Below are 16,236 nucleotides of genomic sequence, written 5' to 3'. Positions count from 1 at the left end.
ACCAAAAACCGTAAATAATTCTCGCTTATCATTTTTTCTTTGTATTACCAGACCTTTGTTTTTACGGCCGGTTTTGTCTTCTACTATAGATTTATCAAGGGCTTCGAGATATGCACTCATCATATCCACAATAAAATTGTCCGTGTATTCTTTTAAGGTGGTTTCCATCTCTTCAATGGCCTTAATTCTATCTGAAGCAAAAAAATTTAATAATTGCTCAATGAATTTTTCGCATTTTTGTAGTAGAATAGTATTCACAAGAGACACTCCTTTGGTAATTTGGGTTTTGCTCGACTTTATTTTACCAAAAAGAGTGGTCTCTTGTTTCTTTTTTTCCTACAACAATTTTACACTATGATGTGAAAATATTATTGTGTTTATAATAGTGTTCATTGCTAATAATTATTATTCATTAAATACTGATGTTTTTTATGATTTTATTAAATCCCGGCACTAATTCTGTGCCGGGATTTGTTTAGGTTTTAAGGATATAAGCGATGCAGGGTTCTGGGAAAAGGAATTGATTCGCGCACATGTTCCAAACCACATATCCATGCTATGGTGCGCTCTAAACCCAAACCGAAACCAGAGTGGGGTACCGAGCCATACAGGCGCAAATCCAAGTACCACTCAAAAGCTTCTCTGGGAAGCTTGTGTTCTTCTAACCGTTGTTCTAAGAGCTGAATGTCATCTATACGCTGACCGCCGCCGATAATTTCTCCATAACCCTCCGGTGCCAAGAGATCCGCCCCCAGTACCACTTTACCGTCCTGTGGGTCAGGCTTCATATAAAAAGCTTTAATATCGGTGGGGAAACGATGAATAAACACCGGAGAATCATACTTATTAGAAATTAGCGTTTCATCTGGGGCACCGAAATCATCACCCCAAGTAAATTGATGACCTTCCTTGTTTAAAATTTCCACCGCTTCAGTATAGCTGATTCTGGGGAAAGGCAGTTTAACAGCTTCTAACTTGGTAATATCACGTCCTAAGGTTATTAGGTCAGCCTTTCTCCTTTCCAGCACCCGTTGGATAATATGGTAAACCATTTCTTCTTGTAGTTTTAGATTTTCTTCAAAATCCATAAAGGCCGCTTCAGCTTCAATCATCCAAAACTCCAGTAAGTGTCGACGGGTTTTAGATTTCTCTGCCCTAAAGGTGGGGCCAAAACAGTAAACCCTGCCCAAGGCCATGGCGGCCGCTTCTAAATATAACTGTCCGCTCTGGGATAAATAGGCCTTTTCACCATGGTAGTCAATCTCAAACAAGGTGGTGGTTCCTTCACATGCTGCCGGTGTAATAATGGGGGAATCCGCCTGAATAAAGTCTCTCTGGTAAAAGAATTCCCGCACTGCCATTTCAACTTCGGAGCGAATACGTAATATTGCCGACTGCCTAGGTGTTCTAATCCACAGGTGACGTCTGTCAGCTAAAAAATCAACCCCATGCTTTTTAAGAGAGATGGGATATTTTTCAGCCATGGATACCACTTCTATATTCATCAGTTGCAGCTCATATCCGCCGGGGGATTTAGTATTTTGCTGCACCACTCCGGTAACTTGGATTGAACTTTCCTGGGTAATTTCTTTTGCTTTCTCAAACAATTCCGGCCGTTCGGCTTTAGTAACCACGCCCTGTGTTATTCCACTGCCGTCTCTGATTATCAAGAATTGAATTTTACCCGAGCCCCTTTTATTGTACAGCCAACCATTAACAACTACTTCCTCACCTAAGTGGTTCATTAAATTTTTAATCAATACTACATTCACTGGAATCACCTCATAACTGTAATAAGCAACTACAAGTAATAGTTTACCACAAAACAAAAAAAGTTTACATAATCTTACCAAGCCTTGTAAGGCCCTTAAGTTATTCTTAGCTGCAATAAATTTAAAGAAATTGATAATAATAGCAATTGTGATTAGCTTATAGGTGAGGTGCACGACAATTGCCGTTACAATCCATAAATATAGATGATAATAAACTCTTTGAATTGTTAGTGGCCATAATATTGCGCAACAACGGATATATTGCAGGTGCACCCCGTCGCTGGTTGGGTGGTAGAGCAACCAAGCATCAAGTGAACGTAATCGGGGTGGATCTAAACAACAGCCCCTTTACCTTTAACAACATCATTATCATCAAAGCCTGTTGCAAAAAAAATACTTCTTTAGATTTAGATATGGTTAAAAACATCAAAGCAACCATTATTGATTTAGAGCATACCCTTCCCCCCAGGCGTGAACTAATCAGAGATATAGCAGGAACTGATAGAGGGGATTTGTTTCACCGTATCTATGGAAAAAACAAAAACCGTGAATCGTTCACTGTCAACTATGTGGGTGGTATTTTTATCAGTAAGTCCTTAGATCCCTTTGCCTGGGAGTACGCCAATGCCAATGGTATCTATGTGGCCTACCTGCCCCAAGAGTTGGCCGGCAAGCCTTTAAAATACTGGTTTTCACGGCTGCGCAAGGGCCTAAGCAATGTAGTAGACAATAACGGTTTGATCACACTGCCTTCATTGGCTAAGAAAGAGAAAAAGGTTGAAGCTTTTAAAGAAATAATTCATCATTTAAAAACAGAATCATCCGAAAATCTGAATCCTGAACAAAACCATGACCTATTCACCATAATAAACGAGGTCTTACTATTACAAGACTTTACACCACTGCGAACAAAACTGCAGCAGCTTGCTTTGGCATCAATGAACGGTTACCCGGTGGTGCTGGATTATAATTTAACATATCGTAATCTTTTAGAGGCTACGCTGGTAAGCTTAAGTGAACGGTTCAGACGGGCAAAAAACATTAGTCAGCGCACCAAGTACCGGCCATTGAACACTGCTAAATTTATAGTTACCGACATTAAATCAACCTTGGATCGAAACGTTGCCTATTTATCCTTTATTGCAGACAGAGAAAATGTACCCGCCGCCATCGAAGATATGTGTGGGGCTTTATATGTGCCGGTATCGGTTTTAGACCGGCGTATGACTCGCTTTCAACTGAAACTCCCCCTTAAGACTGGTATAAGCTTAATAGGGGAATTCGATTTAGAACACAATTTTAAAAATAACAAAGAGCAAATAAGCGTATTAACCAGCCGGGAGAAGGTAAGGTAAAATATCCAGGCTGGTTTTTTGATTAAGTATTTTATGACAAATTTTTTATGTTTTCCAGTTATAATTGTGCTACATTTAGTATTGAGGTGATTGTGATTAATAACTCAGAGAGATTTGAAGACAACTATAAATGGAAGGCATTAGTCGCCCTTGTTATCGGCACCTTTATGGCACCTTTGGACGGCAGCATAGTTAACATTACCTTGCCCCACATCAGTGAGGCCTTTGGTGCCGGCATAGCTACAGTTGAATGGGTGGTAATGTCCTACTTGTTAGTAATATCCAGTTTGCTGCTTACCTGGGGTCGCCTGGGGGACATGTTAGGATATAAAAACGTTTACATCGGTGGCTTTGTCATTTTTACTATCGGTTCAGTGCTGTGCGCACTCTCCCCTACCATTTGGGCCTTAATCGGCTTTAGGGCGGTACAGGCCTTAGGTGCAGGTATGATGATGGTTATCGGCCCGGCCTTGGTAACGTCAATTTTCCCACCCCATGAGCGAGGCAAGGCACTGGGTATTATTGGTTCAACGGTTGCTTCGGCACTGGCCTTTGGACCGGTGATTGGCGGCATACTGGTAAACTACTTTGGTTGGCGTTCTATTTTCCTAATTAACTTACCTATCGGTATACTTGCCATTTGTCTGGCAATGAAGTTGCTGAAGCCTGTCGGTGCTGCCAAAAAGCAAGTATTTGACATTCCGGGTGCATTGACCATATTTTTAGCGCTAATGACCTTTTTATTGGCAGCCAGTCACGGTCAACAATGGGGATGGACTTCCCCAATCATTGTTGGCCTACTGACAGCATCAATATTATTTTTTATAATGTTTATTTATTTTGAGCTGAGGGTAGCTCAGCCGATGTTGGATTTAAGCTTGTTTAAAATCAGGCTGTTTACCATGGCTAATATTTCTGCTTTAATAAGTTTTATGTCCCATTTTTGTGTGGTTTTCATATTGCCATTTTTCCTGTATGAAGTAAGGTTACTGGACCCCGCCAAGACCGGTATGCTGATGGCTGCTTCACCCTTGGTGACTTTAGTAGTTGCTCCCATGTCCGGCACCTTATCTGACCGCATCGGCTCAAGATCACTGTCTTCACTTGGATTATTTATTGTATCCCTTGCTCTGCTTTTGCTGAGCACAGTGCAAGCAGACACCCCTTATTTACAAATCGTATTTTATCTTGCAATACTGGGACTGGGCAGTGGTTTGTTCCAATCTCCCAACAGCAGTGCCATAATGGGCAGCGTACCGCGGCAAAGACTGGGTATTGCCTCTGGCACACTGGCTAGCATGCGCAATATTGGCATGGTGCTGGGGGTAGCGCTGGCCGGGGCTATTTTCACCACCCGCCTGCAGGTATACTATAGCGATTTAATGACAGCAGAAACGGCCGGCCATATTGCCGAAACGCTGGCTTTCACCGGAGCAATGCATGACGTATTTTTAACCGGCTCAATATTGGCAGTCTTGGGCGTACTCACCTCTTTGGTTCGAGGCAGGGGTAAACAGTTGGCTGATACGGTTAACCGCAGATGAAATAGCAGCAAAGTATGACAATATAATCAATTCATCCGATTCTTCTACCCAGCGCGGCTACCTGATGAGCCCGCATAATTTTTTCTGCCTTATAAGCTTCTTCCTCGTTTATGCAGCGGACTATAACTATTACCTCACCTGAGGGAGCCTTGCCTTCCTTAGGTTTTTTGTTGATGCTCCTGTCTAATAAATAACCTACAGTACCACCGATAGCAAATCCTATCAACCCAAGGGCAATGGGGCCAATAAAAACCACAGAACCATAAATCACCCCAAAGAGCATGCCAATGGCGGCACCCATGGCCACCCCATCCATTAGACTTTTGCCATCGGTGAAATTGATGCTGTCAAATAATTTTTGCCTACCATGATAGTTTGCATCCAGCACCACCACAGTCAGTTTCTCATCCATAAACCCCTGCTCTTTAAGCTTATTAATTCCCAATTCAAGTGAGAGACTAGGTGCAAACAAACCATAAATGGAAAACATAAAAACCTCCACTTTTAGGTAGTATAAGTATAATATCCGCAAAACTCTACACCTATACTATGCTGGGTGGGTGACGTGATTTTGTATGATAAAAACAACATGCGAATTAAAAGGATGGCTTTATCTGCCCATGACATATCAATTTTAAACAAAAAGGCACCATGGATAACAATGTGGTGGTCTGCTGCGCTGCCAGGACTAGGTCACCTTTGCAACGGAGCCTATTTGCGAGGTTTGCTTATAATGAGTTGGGAAATAATAATTAACCTTATGTCCCACTTAAACTTAGCCATTTTATATACATTCACCGGTAATATTAAAAAATCCGTTGAGGTACTTGATATTGGCTGGGTACTCTTTTACGGTGTAGTATTTTGTTTTGCAATCTTCGACAGTTATAGATTGTCAGTGGAAGTAAATATAATTACACAGTTAGAGCGAAAACAAAGCAAGCATCATTACAATTTTTTATTTTTTAACACCCTAGGGATTAATTTTGTTGACAAGAAAAGACCATGGGTTGCATTGGTTTGGTCAATGTTACTGGCGGGCTTTGGCCATCTGTATAATATGAGATTATTAAAAGCCTCGATATTGTTAGTGTGGACGATAGTTATTATTTATTTTTCAAATATGAACAATGCAATTGTAGCCACCTTTACCGGAAACTTTGCACGGGCAAAGGAAATTGTAGATTACCAGTGGCTGATGTTTTTTCCATCTATTTATTTTTACGCCATGTGGGATTCTTACAATGATGCTGTACAGCACAACAAGTTATTCAACGAACAGCAAAAAAGTTACTTGCAGAAAAAGTATGCATGTAACCATAGGAGGTGAGGGCTATAAATTTTCAGTGGAATAATGAAACCTATATTTTAGTAACATCTCTAATCCTTAGCACAGTGGGGATTGTTTTAGTATTAAGGCTGCACTGGAGACGTTACGGTCTTTTGTACTTGCTAAGTGCAATTACAGGCCTACTGTTATGTTATCTTTTTGTTAAGTTAAACCTTTACTCATTTCCTTATCGGCTCTTCCCCACTGTCTCATCAATGCCCTTTTTAGAAATAGCAACCGCTTTTCCATTGCTGGTCTTGCTTGGGGTGCGGTACAGTCCCAAAACGTGGAGATATAAGATTGCTTTTTATTGGCCAATCATTCATCTAGGTATGTTAGGAGAGACAATATTGCTAAACTATACCGACTTAATACACTATGAATTAAAGTGGGACTTTTGGCATTCATACACCTGGTGGTGGATCTACCTGCTGGTTTTTGAGTGGATTGGCGGTTTAATTATTCCCCAGCATCTACGCAAGCCAATCAGCACAGAGTCTTTTCGTTACGGTATGTTATTGTGGGCAATTAAGCATTTCATTTTGATAGGTACTATATTTTTAGGTGGATATTACCTGGCAAAAACAATTTGAAAACCAATGATAAGGGTTAAAAAAAGGCTAACGCCTTTTTGAAAGCCGGCGAAAGCCTTTTTGTCTCCTGTTTTTTATTACTTAAGCCAATTCTACAACCATTTCATTTCTGCCAGACTTTTGTGCTTTATTCAAGGCCGATTGCACCAGTTGTAACATCCATCGTTGGGCAAAATCCGGTTTTAACTTATTAACCCTAAAATTATTTCCCGTTAATCCGGCACTGACGGTAATATGTATACTTTGATTATCCGTGGTTGATTTAATGTTTTGTACCGAATTCTGGACTTCTTTTACAAAGTTTTCAGCCGCTGCTAAGTCCCTATCCGGCAGCACCACCATAAAGCTGCCATCGGTATAACGGCCGGCCAGATCCCTTGAACTTAGGTTTTCTTGTATAGTTTGGGCCACATACTGTGTTAACTGATCCGTTATTGCTATGCCAAATTTCTCTACATACTGTTCATAATAATCAATGGCAATCAATATTAAAGAGATTTTTCCCTTTATTTCCACAACACGCTTGGTCTCTTCATCAAGCAATGATAATAAATAAACCCGGTTGTACAAACCGGTGACATGATCTATACTGGATAACCCTTGCAAACGAGCGGTGGCTTTTCTTAATCTGATGTGTATATTTCGCAGCTCTTCTTCTATTTCTTTTCGTTCTTCTATCTCCATTAATGATTCCCTAAGTCTGTTTTGTGCATCGGGTTGAGCACCTTTTTGTAAATCAGCGTTGAGGACACAACCAACTACATATTTTTGTGTTTCCAAGGTCACCACAGACCAGCTTATATCAACATCAACGGTTTCACCGTTCTTCTTTTGGTTTTGCCCAAAATACTGCCCGCTTTGACCTGTTTTAAGAGATACTTTGATCAAATCATAAAACTTCTCTGCTTCACCTTTATTAGAAAACAACAGATCCACTGCCCCGGTGGTGAATTCCTTTAGGTTGTAACCATACATTTCTATCATACTGTTGTTTACAAATAAAAAGTCACCGTTTTTTCCCACCATAAAAACCGGTATCGGTATACCGTTGGCAAATTGTTCGTAATTCATAGATACATCATCACCTTATCCTTATAATCCTTTATTGCCGGGAAATTTTCTCCCCAGTTATTTTATCTAACGCTTTCAACAATGGCCCAACCCCATATTTTAATACATCAATATTACTATTGTAAACAAGATTTTTAATACCCGGCAAGGTCAGTCCCCAAATAGTATAGTTCATTATTCTATTGCTGGCAATATTTAGATGTTCTCTTAGGGTAACTGACCTATTTAAATCGCCCAATATGGGAGACAATAATTTATCGTAATCATCTTGTTTAGCAATTGCCTGGGCAGCATAAACGCCTGATCGAATTGCAAATATTTGACCAAAACCCAAAAAGGGTTCCAACAGGCCCCCTGCATTGCCTGCCAGCAACACATTTCCAACTTGATAGGGATTCACAAAACCCGCCTCGTGCTCCAGGGTAAAGCTTTCTATCACCTTATATTTAAATTTCTCATTTTGCCAAAATAAGTGCCAGTAGTCATCAATTTCTTCCGGCCCAATGTTACGTACTATTAAAACTATTGACGCCATGTCTTCCCCAAAGGGTGTTAAATAAGCATAACCGGTGTCATTGTACTTTTTATTAAACCACATCAATAGTTGCTGCGGGTCAAATTCACCGAGTATTACTGCACCGCGCAGAATAGAATAGAAGACGCTGTCCCACAGTCCAAGGGTTTTTGCCTCTTGGGCACTGCCGGTGCATACCACCACATAATCATAGACATCCTTTAATTCTTCAAAGTTGACTTTAACGTTGTAATTTATTTTAGCCTTTATCATACCACATAATTGGTTTTCAACACTGTCTTCGAGCTGACCTCTTGTAAAAAAATACCCTAAACTTCCAGTTATATTTCTTTGTACCCCGGAAAATTTCATATGAACCTTCATTAGTTTTTGCTTCGGTTTTAATTTTATATGAAAATCTTTATTTAAGTAAGCTATAGGATCGCCTTTGGGTCGAATAAACAGCTCCATCATAGCCGATACATGGGGAAATAGTTCCCCCGGTTGGCTTCTTTCTTCAAATATATCAGGTGTTATACCGTGACGCTCTAATTCATGGGCACAGGATAAACCCGAAATACCGGCGCCAATTATTGCAACTTTCATCAGAAATCAGCTCCATTGTGTATAACTATTGTTTGCTGTGGTAAATACTTTTTACAGGAGGTGAAGAATATAAGTTTATACACCTTTTTTGCTTTATCTGCAGTACTGGGCCTTCTAGTAGTTGCATGGTTTCTGTTGATCTCATGGTTGGACAACCGTTTATCGGGTTGTTAAATCTGTATTTTAGGTATAATTTTATTAATGGGAAAGGGTTTACCCTCTATAGAATTAATTTTTTTCTGCAGCATTTCTATATGCTGCATTTCTTCGTCCCGCAAATTAATAAAAAGCTGCTTTACCATCGGGTTGGTAATTAAAATAGCCTGTTCGTTATAATATTTTTGATTGTCCATTTTAGTTTGTAGCGCATCATAAAGTAAATCCAGGGTATCCAATGATGATACCTCCTACTTAATATTATGTTGATTCATCTCTTGCTTTAACTTGGCCACATGGGAACGACTGGCCACCGCAAAATCCCCGAACATTGCAGTTAAGTCTTTACCCTTTACCATTTTGGACCAGTAAAAATATTTGGCGGTAAACCTTTCTTCCCGCTCCACTGCATTCTTAAAGGCATAATTCATTATTTCTTTTTGCGTTAATCTTCTCATACAGCATCACCCTGCCACTATTGTTTGTGGGCAACTGCCATTTTATAAGCTTAATAAAGCGGATAAATATTAACAACTTGGCTAAATTACACTACAAATCCTAATATAGGTGGTGTTTGCTTGAGGGTTGCAATAATTGGAGCCGGTGTTGCAGGACTGGCATGTGCTTTAGAATTTGAAAAATTAGGTATAAGACCGGATATTTATGAACAACGCTATCAGGTGGGGGATTTATCACCCTATTCAGCCGCCCTGCCGAATATTGGAATAGTGCCGGTGAATAATCAACTTAGGTACTTAAATGAGAAGTATAATATTAAAATTAACCCCCTTGGTTCCATTAAAAAAATTGCCTTTCACAGCCCCAATAATACACATGTAAGGTCATGTAACTTAGGAAGTTTAGGGCATCTTATAAAAATGGGCCAAGACAGTGACAGCCTACATCAACAATTGGCAAGGAAATTAAAAACCCCCATTAAATTTAAGCAGCATGTGGATTATTTTAAGATTAAGGAGCAATACCAGTGGGTGGTGTTGGCAGACGGGTCGGTAAGTGTGCCCATTTTAATGAATATTTGGCAGCCAACCTTTGCAGGTTGGCTGCGCGGCGGTTTTTTAGTGGGCCGGTTCGATGCCAAGAGGGTGGATATTTGGGTGGATCGGGAATTTGCCCGGGAAGGATTTGCGTACCTTACACCCTTCAATGAAAAATCGGCCAGCATAATATTAACGGTAAACGGACTAAGCAGACAGGAAATACATGATTATTGGAATACCTTTATTAATAAATTACCATATAAGTTAACTGCCACAGGATACTTTGAGATGGAGTTTCAAACAGGTTATGTTCAGCAACATCAAGTAAAGAATACATTGCTGGTGGGCAATGCCGGGGGTTTTATGGCCCCCTTTTGGGGTCAAGGTATCTTTGCATCAATAATAAGTGGAATAGAGGCCGCTCGCTGCATTGTTCAAGGAGAAAGTTACGATAAGAAAATAAAGTGGTTGGTAGATAACAATAAAAAAATCACCCATTTAAAGAAAAAACTTGACCGTTTAGACAATAAAGGGCTGGATCTATTGGTTAAAATGATGAATATACCGGGATTGAGAAATCTGGCCTCAGCCGGTAATTATAGCGGTATCAGGATAATGACAAGTTTAATTACATCCATTTTGGGTGAGGATGATAAGGGGACTTAGTTTATGGAATGGATAGCGACCTTTATAATCAGTTGGGTTATTTTCTTTATTTTTATAGATAAGGAGCGTTTAAAACATACCGCTTTAGGGGGCCTAGCAGCAATAATTCTGCAACTGGTGGTAGATACCGGAGCCAGCGCCATGGGACTTTATCAAGTGGACAGCATGTTTCAATTGGGGGGAGCATCAGCTCTATTTACCTTCGGAGTGGTGTTTACAATGGGCACACTATTTGTGCAGTTCATGCCGGCGCACCGCTGGCTTAAGGTGGCCCATATCGTTGCTTTGTCCACACTATTCCTGGGACTTGAATATCTGTTAGTACAAAGGAACTTAATTACATATCCCTACTGGAGCATGTGGGCCAGCTATTTTACCAACCTTATGGTCTTTATTGCCATAACCTGGTTGGCAGGACTACTAAGATTAACTGCCACCCCTGATAGGTATTAAAAAACCGAGGCTTTAGCCTCGGTTTTAAGCACTGATTGTTTTGAAAAGAGATTTTCTTTCTTCCTTTGTCAGACTGTGGTCGGCTGTACTATCGCTTTCCACCGCATCATTCTCGGTAAGCATATACTGTACCGCACCCTCGATAGATACATTGGCAGGAACGAACAAGAAAATCCCGGAACCTACCCTGCTGGCCTTGCCACCAATGGCAAAGACTACACCACTTAAATAGTCTAGGGACCGACGGGCATGTTCAACGCTTAATTCGTTAAAATCAACCACCACACAGTGGTTATTCTTTAGGTGATCGGCCACCTTATTAGAGTTTTCAAAGGAACTGGGGCAGCTGACAATCATCTTTACATTGTACGATGCCGGCACAGGCAAGGTATTGATTTCTGTTAGGCGCTCCTCCCTACGTTCTTGGCGCCTTGCTGTCATCTTGCTGTACCAACTTGTTTCATTTTTTTCTTCATTTTTAGGTAAAAATTCTTTATCACGCTCAAGGCGGGGCTCTTCTTCTTCAACCACTTCAAACCCCAGTATGTTTAAAATTTTGTCTGTTATTTTACCCAACAGCTTGTCCTCCTTTCCCCCGCAAATTATTATCTATCTCTATATTAATCGACATTACTAACTAATATTTTATACTTATTGGTAAATAAATGCAATAACTTTTAAGGCCTTAAACATGGGACAATAGACCTAAAATTAGAAACTGCCAATTACAATATTGGCTACCTTTATGGCCTGATTTATATCACTGCGGGAAACATCTTTATGGGTTACAAAACGAACTAAATGGGGCCCAAAGGCAACGCACTTTACCCCACGCTTATGCATTTCTTCCACAAAGGATTGTGCATCGGTATCAATGGCGGTAATATCTGCCAAAACTATATTAGTCTGCACCCGATGCAGTTCCACCCGTAGACCTTTAATTTCAGCCAAACCTTCTGCTAAAGCCATGGCGTTTGCGTGGTCTTCGGCCAGTCGTTCTGTCATCTTTAAGGCCACCAGTCCTGCGGCGGCTAAAATACCTGCCTGGCGCATTCCCCCGCCCAAAGCCTTGCGGTACTTGCGTGCCCTGGCAATAAAGTCAGTGTTTCCTGCCAGCATTGAACCCACCGGGGCACATAAGCCCTTAGACAGGGAAAACATCACAGAATCACAGTACTGGGTAAACTCCTTAACATCACACCGGGCAGCTACAGCAGCATTAAATATGCGGGCCCCGTCAAGATGCACCGATAATCCAAATTCTTTTGCCTGCTCAAAAACCAATTTCATTTCTTCGGGGGTCATAACCGTACCCCCACCACGATTAAATGTATTTTCTAAACACAGCAGGCGGCTGGTGGGTAAGTGAATATCCGGTGGACGGTAGGCCTGACGCAATTTTTGCACCGCATCTCGACCCAACAGCCCCTGAACAGGCAGCAGTTGCACCCCTGCCAGCATAGCAGGGGCACCGACCTCGTAGTATACAATATGAGATTCTGCATCCAATATCACTTCATCGCCCCGTTGAGTGTGGGTTAAAATGGCCACCTGGTTAGCCATAGTGCCTGTAGGTAAAAACAAAGCCGATTCTTTTCCCACTAGATGTGCCACTTGCTCTTCAAGTTTATTTATGGTGGAATCCTCTCCGAAAACATCGTCGCCCACTTCTGCATTGGCCATAGCTTCTCTCATTTCAATGGTTGGTTGGGTAACGGTATCACTTCGTAAATCAATCATTGGCAAGCACCCCTTAACATTGACTTAAAAATATTATAACCATCTTTGGCCACTGTTACCAAGAATTAATAATAAAAATGACACCAATCATAGATAAATGATTGGTGTCAGGGGTTGTCATAAGGCAATTATTGATTTTTTTCTTGTTACCCGCCGTGCCGTCACCTTAATGTTTTTTAAAACCCGCTCTCGCAGGTGGGTGCCCTGTCACTACTTTTTGTCTTCCATTACACGCGATGGCTTGACATAGCATAGCGAACGCAGGCTCCCGTAATTACAATGTGGGTTAAAAACTACTTAAGGCAACTAACAAAGCAGGTATTGCTTTATTTGTTTGTTTACATAATATTATAATTATCACAACCGATAAATGCAAGCAATGAGGGTGTTTTTTGTAGCCTATTTTTTTACCATATATACCCTCTCCTCTAGCAGTTTGATAAGGGTAGGCCCTGCTAAAAAATAAAAGAGCATATTAGAGACTGCATGGGCAGCATCAAAGGGTAAGCCGGCTAAATACATTGGCCAAAAGGTGCCCACCATAACCGCCCAGCACAGAGACATGATAAAACCAAATAAAAAACCACAAAATCCAACATATAGCACCTGAAAAATTAAAGGTATGCAGTCTCTGTACTTGCCTAACAGACCGCTAAGCAAGCCTATAACACTCCAGGCAAAAACTTGACCTATTGTCCAAGGCCCGTGACCCAAAAAAAAATTGCTTAAAACAGCACTTAATGTGCCAACCAATATTCCAGGTACGGAGCCAAGCACAAAACCCGTGATAATAATAATAACGGATGAAGGCTGTACATTAGGAATACCGGCAAAGAGCACTCTGCCTACCACACTCAAAGAAGAAAGCATAGCTATCAGCGCTATGCTTTTAGCTGTTAGTTTCATCGTCCCACGGGCGGAGATTGAACTCAACCCTTTCTCCTCCTTCAAGCTTGTAGCTTGCTGCCCCCACATGTGGCATTTTATCGTTCACAGAATAAAACCAAGCTGTTTGATCATCTTCACTGGCCAAAATCCCATTTATCCCGACCACAAAAGACTCATTATAATCCAGTTCCAGTTCAAAATTATCCTTCATTGCCGATAAAACAGTTTGCCCTTTGGTAACAGGTATTTTTTGCTGATATAATATTTCCTTCTCATCCCCGGTGCCCCGGGAAACCACTACCTCTATAAAGGTTTCTTCTCCTGATGTTTTCGGTAACAATGAGTTGTAACCATAAAAAGCTAAAGCCGCCACTGCCACCAACACTGCCACTATACCTAGTCTTTTTAAGAATCCCATCTTGTCCTCCTAATATATTCTGCATTTTTTCAACCACTGTTTTTTATTCTTTATTAGCTTCTTTATTCCTTGCTATTCAAAAATTTTATTTGCATGGTCGGTGTTGTAATACCCGGTCAAGGGCAAGCTATGAAAGATAAAAGTGAAGTGCTATAAAGAAAGGTGGACGAATCAGCTAGGTCCACCTTTTATCTTATCCTATTTAATTTAATCCATCTTAAATTTATTAATTCCCACCTGTAGTTTGCCGGCTATCTCAGCCAGTTCCTGAGATGCTGAAGTCATCTGCTGCACAGAGGCCGTTACCTGTTCGGTGCTGGACGCCACCTGCTCCATGCCTTCACTGGATTGTTTAGAGCCCATTACAATTTCATTAATTGATTCCACCATCTTATGCACAGATAGATTTATTTGCTCTAAGGATTTTCCGGCTTCAGATACTAGCTGCACACCTTCTTTTACTTCCTCTTCACTAGATTGCATAGCTAGGCTTGTGTCCTCCACAGCCAATTGAACTTGTTTAATGAGCTGATTAATATCTTCTGTGGCACTGGCAGACTGCTCAGCCAGCTTTCTAACTTCCTCTGCTACCACAGCAAAACCTCTGCCTGTTTCACCGGCTCTGGCTGCCTCAATAGCCGCATTTAGGGCCAGTAGATTAGTTTGCTCTGCAATATCATTTATAACATTGGTGATATTACCAATTTCCGCAGAAAACTTCCCTAAGTTATTAACAGCCCTGGCTGCCTGTTGGGATAAGTTTGCTATGGAGTTAATCTTCTCTACCGTTTGCTGAGTTATTGCATTGCCTTGCTGGGCTAACTGACCTACACTTTCCGCTTCACTGGCTGTAATCGTAGCATTTTCAAACTCTTTTGCTGCTGTGGCAGATACTTCACTGGTTATGCTGGCCACCTCTTCCATGGTTGCACTTATTTCTTCATTGGATGCAGCCAGTTGTTGGCTATGGGCAGCTATCAATTGGGCATTATCTACCACATCTTTCATCAATACAGACAGTTGTTCTGTCATCTTGTTCAAGCTAGTTGCTATATCACCTATTTCGTCATTGCTTTTAACCTCTATTTTAGTGGTAAAATCCCCTTCGCCATAACCTTTAACGCCTACCGCCACCGAGTATAAAGGATTCACCACAAACCTATTTGCCATGTATACCAACATACATGCTCCAAGAATCAGGGCAATAATACCTGCCGTTGCTGTGAAAAAAGTTGCCCTGCCTTTCATTTCCTCAATAGTTTGCTGCGGGGCACCCACATACCAAATACCTATTATTTCGCCATTGGCATCCCTTATTGGAGTGTAGGCAGTTTGATATATATGGCCAACCACATCTGCGGTGCCATAGTAGTTACGTCCCGCTTCTAATACTTCTTTTGCCACCTGTTCGGATACCTGTGTGCCCACAGCCCTGTTACCGTCCTGATCAAGAACATTTGTGGTAATCCTAGTGTCACCGAGAAAAATAGTTGCGGTGTTCCCTGTCATCTCGCCAATTTTATCTACTATTTCAAAGTTATTATTTATTAGTACATCCCCTTTATAAAGACTATCGCCTTCCACACGCCATGGCCCAGGATACCAGGCATCAATTAATGCTTCCCCGGTTGCCAAATCTCCCCGTGCTTTTTCAGTACCTGATTGTTTCGCTATTTCTGTAGACGAAATGTACTGAATAACAACCATTGCCAATGTAAACAAACTCATAATAAGAATCACAGTTAGACCCTGCTTAAGCTTTAGTGATAACCTTCTCCCTTCGGCCATAAACATCTCCCCCTTAATAGAGTGATAACAGTCGTAAAAGGCTCAATTCCCTAAATAACAAAAAGGCGCTTTAACAAACACCAAGACGCCTTAATTGATATCCGCCGCTGAGTTGTTCAGTCACTTGGCAATTATTTTGTTAATTTTTGACATATAATAGCAATATATTTAATTATATATATATTTTTGTACAATTGCAATTGTTTAGTAAATTAAACAATGTAAAAAATAAAACCCCTGGGAATACCCAGGGGCTAAAATTTATTTCGGCAATACCCCAGAGGGCACGCAGCGACCTTACTCTCCCAGGGCTATGCCCCAGCACCATCGGCCCTGCAGGGCCT

The 16,236-nt window shown here is 41.1% G+C and carries 17 protein-coding genes, 1 other RNA gene and 1 pseudogene; 6 read left to right on the top strand and 13 right to left on the bottom strand.

Annotated elements, in window-relative coordinates; genetic code table 11:
• Together BR02_RS0111970 and asnS are read right to left on the bottom strand one after the other, a co-directional pair.
• Positions 1 to 258: pseudogene (locus tag BR02_RS0111970) on the bottom strand (UPF0236 family protein); the annotation flags it as partial.
• 224 nt (positions 259 to 482) lie between these two features.
• Positions 483 to 1,772 carry an asparagine--tRNA ligase gene (asnS, locus tag BR02_RS0111965; protein ID WP_084171040.1) on the bottom strand — a complete coding sequence of 430 codons (1,290 nt, stop codon included), beginning with the start codon at positions 1,770 to 1,772 and terminating at the stop codon, positions 483 to 485.
• A 179-nt stretch (positions 1,773 to 1,951) separates the two neighbouring features.
• Here asnS and BR02_RS0111960 point away from each other — a divergent pair, with 179 nt between their 5' ends.
• Together BR02_RS0111960 and BR02_RS0111955 are read left to right on the top strand one after the other, a co-directional pair.
• Positions 1,952 to 3,127, top strand: coding sequence for a hypothetical protein (locus BR02_RS0111960; RefSeq protein ID WP_207641029.1), 1,176 nt, complete (start codon positions 1,952 to 1,954; stop codon positions 3,125 to 3,127).
• 86 nt (positions 3,128 to 3,213) lie between these two features.
• The gene (locus BR02_RS0111955; RefSeq protein ID WP_238442470.1) at positions 3,214 to 4,671 is read left to right on the top strand and encodes an MFS transporter; all 1,458 of its coding nucleotides are present in this window, start codon (positions 3,214 to 3,216) and stop codon (positions 4,669 to 4,671) included.
• Positions 4,672 to 4,702: 31 nt separating this feature from the next.
• On the opposite strand, the gene BR02_RS0111950 is transcribed toward BR02_RS0111955, so the two are convergent.
• The gene (locus BR02_RS0111950) at positions 4,703 to 5,161 is read right to left on the bottom strand and encodes a hypothetical protein (RefSeq protein WP_031517402.1); all 459 of its coding nucleotides are present in this window, start codon (positions 5,159 to 5,161) and stop codon (positions 4,703 to 4,705) included.
• A gap of 81 nt (positions 5,162 to 5,242) precedes the next feature.
• Here BR02_RS0111950 and BR02_RS0111945 point away from each other — a divergent pair, with 81 nt between their 5' ends.
• Both BR02_RS0111945 and BR02_RS16060 read left to right on the top strand, forming a co-directional pair.
• Entirely contained in the window at positions 5,243 to 6,001 is a 759-nt protein-coding gene (locus tag BR02_RS0111945; RefSeq protein WP_238442469.1) for a hypothetical protein, read from the top strand.
• Positions 5,998 to 6,594 carry a CBO0543 family protein gene (locus BR02_RS16060; protein WP_337999145.1) on the top strand — a complete coding sequence of 199 codons (597 nt, stop codon included), beginning with the start codon at positions 5,998 to 6,000 and terminating at the stop codon, positions 6,592 to 6,594. Before BR02_RS0111945 ends, BR02_RS16060 begins: the two co-directional genes overlap by 4 nt.
• 81 nt (positions 6,595 to 6,675) lie before the next feature.
• Here BR02_RS16060 and BR02_RS0111935 read toward each other — a convergent pair whose 3' ends face one another.
• The 4 genes from BR02_RS0111935 to BR02_RS0111920 all read right to left on the bottom strand — a co-directional run bounded on the left by BR02_RS0111935 (position 6,676) and on the right by BR02_RS0111920 (position 9,399).
• Entirely contained in the window at positions 6,676 to 7,665 is a 990-nt protein-coding gene (locus BR02_RS0111935) for a sensor domain-containing diguanylate cyclase (RefSeq protein WP_031517396.1), read from the bottom strand.
• A gap of 31 nt (positions 7,666 to 7,696) precedes the next feature.
• Positions 7,697 to 8,785 (bottom strand): NAD(P)/FAD-dependent oxidoreductase, encoded by a 1,089-nt coding sequence (locus BR02_RS0111930; RefSeq protein WP_034639421.1) that lies wholly within the window; start codon positions 8,783 to 8,785, stop codon positions 7,697 to 7,699.
• A 170-nt stretch (positions 8,786 to 8,955) separates the two neighbouring features.
• Positions 8,956 to 9,180, bottom strand: coding sequence for a hypothetical protein (locus tag BR02_RS0111925; protein ID WP_031517392.1), 225 nt, complete (start codon positions 9,178 to 9,180; stop codon positions 8,956 to 8,958).
• A gap of 12 nt (positions 9,181 to 9,192) precedes the next feature.
• Positions 9,193 to 9,399 carry a hypothetical protein gene (locus BR02_RS0111920; RefSeq protein ID WP_031517390.1) on the bottom strand — a complete coding sequence of 69 codons (207 nt, stop codon included), beginning with the start codon at positions 9,397 to 9,399 and terminating at the stop codon, positions 9,193 to 9,195.
• A gap of 120 nt (positions 9,400 to 9,519) precedes the next feature.
• Here BR02_RS0111920 and BR02_RS0111915 point away from each other — a divergent pair, with 120 nt between their 5' ends.
• Together BR02_RS0111915 and BR02_RS0111910 are read left to right on the top strand one after the other, a co-directional pair.
• Complete coding sequence (locus BR02_RS0111915) at positions 9,520 to 10,605, top strand: NAD(P)/FAD-dependent oxidoreductase (RefSeq protein ID WP_031517387.1); 1,086 nt, start codon at positions 9,520 to 9,522, stop codon at positions 10,603 to 10,605.
• Positions 10,606 to 10,608: 3 nt separating this feature from the next.
• Positions 10,609 to 11,058 carry a hypothetical protein gene (locus BR02_RS0111910; RefSeq protein WP_031517385.1) on the top strand — a complete coding sequence of 150 codons (450 nt, stop codon included), beginning with the start codon at positions 10,609 to 10,611 and terminating at the stop codon, positions 11,056 to 11,058.
• A 24-nt stretch (positions 11,059 to 11,082) separates the two neighbouring features.
• Here BR02_RS0111910 and BR02_RS14915 read toward each other — a convergent pair whose 3' ends face one another.
• The 6 genes from BR02_RS14915 to BR02_RS0111885 form a co-directional block, all read right to left on the bottom strand.
• Positions 11,083 to 11,634: a cell division protein SepF gene (locus tag BR02_RS14915; protein WP_051688302.1), complete on the bottom strand. Its 552-nt coding sequence runs from the start codon at positions 11,632 to 11,634 to the stop codon at positions 11,083 to 11,085.
• Between the two features lie 135 nt (positions 11,635 to 11,769).
• Positions 11,770 to 12,798, bottom strand: coding sequence for a low-specificity L-threonine aldolase (gene ltaE / locus BR02_RS0111900; protein WP_031517381.1), 1,029 nt, complete (start codon positions 12,796 to 12,798; stop codon positions 11,770 to 11,772).
• 143 nt (positions 12,799 to 12,941) lie between these two features.
• Positions 12,942 to 13,122: non-coding RNA, 6S RNA (ssrS, locus tag BR02_RS15165), on the bottom strand.
• Positions 13,123 to 13,197: 75 nt separating this feature from the next.
• A complete protein-coding gene (locus tag BR02_RS0111895; protein WP_207641028.1) occupies positions 13,198 to 13,731 on the bottom strand; it encodes an ECF transporter S component in 534 nt (177 codons plus the stop codon).
• Entirely contained in the window at positions 13,688 to 14,104 is a 417-nt protein-coding gene (locus BR02_RS0111890; RefSeq protein ID WP_031517377.1) for a DUF4430 domain-containing protein, read from the bottom strand. The genes BR02_RS0111895 and BR02_RS0111890 overlap by 44 nt, the downstream gene beginning before the upstream one ends.
• 207 nt (positions 14,105 to 14,311) lie before the next feature.
• Positions 14,312 to 15,892 (bottom strand): methyl-accepting chemotaxis protein, encoded by a 1,581-nt coding sequence (locus BR02_RS0111885; protein ID WP_031517374.1) that lies wholly within the window; start codon positions 15,890 to 15,892, stop codon positions 14,312 to 14,314.
• Positions 15,893 to 16,236 lie beyond the last annotated feature (344 nt).

It is taken from the genome of Desulfofalx alkaliphila DSM 12257 (assembly GCF_000711975.1).
Lineage (GTDB): Bacteria > Bacillota > Desulfotomaculia > Desulfotomaculales > Desulfohalotomaculaceae > Desulfofalx > Desulfofalx alkaliphila.
Note: the sequence above shows the minus strand (reverse complement) of the source record. Positions and strands in the feature narration are given on the sequence as shown.